3 protein-coding genes are annotated in these 2106 nt (G+C 39.4%); 1 reads left to right on the forward strand and 2 read right to left on the reverse strand.

Translation table 11 applies throughout. The features are described from left to right. Together O9324_RS17305 and O9324_RS17310 are read right to left on the reverse strand one after the other, a co-directional pair. Window positions 1-652, reverse strand: a 652-nt coding sequence (locus tag O9324_RS17305) for a PEP-CTERM sorting domain-containing protein (RefSeq protein WP_288140834.1), incomplete at its 3' end; no start/stop codon positions are given. 288 nt (window positions 653-940) lie between these two features. After that, window positions 941-1282, reverse strand: a complete 342-nt coding sequence (locus O9324_RS17310) for a XisI protein (RefSeq protein WP_002767725.1) — start codon at window positions 1280-1282, stop codon at window positions 941-943. A gap of 283 nt (window positions 1283-1565) precedes the next feature. On the opposite strand from O9324_RS17310, the gene O9324_RS17315 reads away from it, so the two are divergent. Continuing rightward, on the forward strand, window positions 1566-2106 hold a 541-nt coding region (locus tag O9324_RS17315), incomplete at its 3' end, for a transposase family protein (RefSeq protein WP_502846589.1).

Below are 2106 nucleotides of genomic sequence, written 5' to 3' on the forward strand. Positions count from 1 at the left end.
ACGCACCAACAGCGATTAAACTCACTATACCACTAGGTTCCGGGGTTGATACAGGACCGCCACCAGTAGGAGTGATATCCCCATTAATAGCCACAAACCCACCCCCAGTAACATTACCGGAGTTTTGACCATAGAAGTAGAGCGTAGATGTATCAGCATTCAGTCCATAGAGACGGAACTGCACCGGGCCGGTTTGGGGTGCTAAACTGCTTAGGTCAAAGCTGTAGGTATTAAAGCTATTTGCTAGGCTAACTGTTGTCCCTAAATCACTGGTGAACCCATCAACACTAGAGCGCAAGACTAAATCTAGCGGCGTTTCATCCTGCTGCGCATTGAGTTGCAAGTTAGTAAAATCGACTTGAAAACCTGCACCAGGTTGTACGGCAAATTCCACGTATTGGTTGGTATTAACAGTGCTACCTGTATTCCAAAAAATACCCAACAGGAAAGGAAGACCACTCAGCCGACTTATCCCGGCGGTATCTAACCCAGTGCTGGTTATATTCGCACCTACATTATCCGCCGCTCTGGGATAGGATGCCGTAGAAGCCTCAAATTGATTCCAACCAGCTACTATTGCCGCTTGAGCAGGAGCAACCCCGGCTAACCCCATCAGAGTCAAGGGGGTTAACATTGTCAGTAATTTTTTCATGGATTCGATGACAGTAATGGGACAGAATTATAATCATATTTAACGCTAGTTTTGCGCCAATATCCTACGACCGAAACTATCACAAGGGGGGGGGAAGTCAAGGGTTATTTAATCATCATTTATTATGGTTTTTTATATTTAAGATAGTTTTAGGTTATATGACTCGTTGCAAGGTTCTACCTTGCAACGCAGATAAGCGAGGTTCTACCTCTACATTAATTCACTAATTTATTAATTATTTAATTCACCAACATGATCATTCATTTCGATGCAAGATTTACCGATAACTTAACTTACAGCAAACCCAGTTAACTTACGAGTTTCCAGATCGTAAAAAGCTAAAACTATATCTTCTTTAGAAATACCCTCCCTTAATAATTCCGTAGCGATACCTTCCTCAGTCCAATCCTCCTCAATATAAATCTTCTTATTTTTAATCCTAATATGGACTTGAATATTCCTGATTTTTTTCTTGCCTTCCCAACCCATAAAAAGCCAAAAATACTGATCATGTATCTCGTCAAAAACAAGACAACTTTCTTGATCTAAATTAGCAGAACCAGAAACCCATTCGTGATATTCTGTTAATACTTTTTTAATGGCATTGCGATATTTTTTTAGTCTATCCATCGTAAAATTTTCTCCTTTTCCATCTCAACAACCAGCAAAAGTAATTGATTTAAGTAGGTGGGTGGAATTAAATATAAAATGAACGTAGGTTGGGTTGAAGCATGAAACCCAACGCCCGCATGGGTTACGCTACCGCTAACCCATCCTACAAATAATTGTGCCTACCTACTTATTTTCCTGACAGGGGGACAAGCAAGCTGAAAAGCTTATGTAGCATGGAATACAGATACAGACTCAAAAAAAAGATAAGTCATATATAGTAAATATAACCTAGATAACGAAAATGATAAGTGAACTATACCAGAAAGTCTTAGAGAATGAACTGGGGCGAGCCAGATATCTACTGTTGTTAGTGATAGTTGGAACCTGGCAAATACTAAAGCAAGCCAAGTTAGAGATATTAGCAGAAGCACTACCAATACCAATCCTGTTTGAGAGTCGGAGAAAAAAACTAAAAAGATTTTTAAAGCTGGAAATTCTGAATATTGAAAAAATCTGGTTTGTCTGCCTAAAAGAGATGTTAAAACAGCAGGAGAGATTCACAATAAAAGGATTAGTATATATTGCCATAGACCGGACGAGTTGGGGAGCAATAAATATCTTGATGGTGAGTCTAATTTATGACAAGAGAGCCATCCCAATCTATTGGGAGATATTAGATAAAAAAGGAAGTAGTAACCTCGAAGAACAGCAGCGAGTATTGGGGAAAATATTGACGGTGCTATCAGGTCATAAAATAGTGGTGTTAGGAGATAGAGAATTTTGCTCGGTCAGTCTTGGAAAGTGGCTTCAGAAGCCGAGTTTGTACTTTTGTTTAAGACAAA

Origin of the sequence: Microcystis sp. LE19-84.1B (assembly GCF_027531875.1) — a bacterium.
GTDB lineage: Bacteria > Cyanobacteriota > Cyanobacteriia > Cyanobacteriales > Microcystaceae > Microcystis > Microcystis panniformis.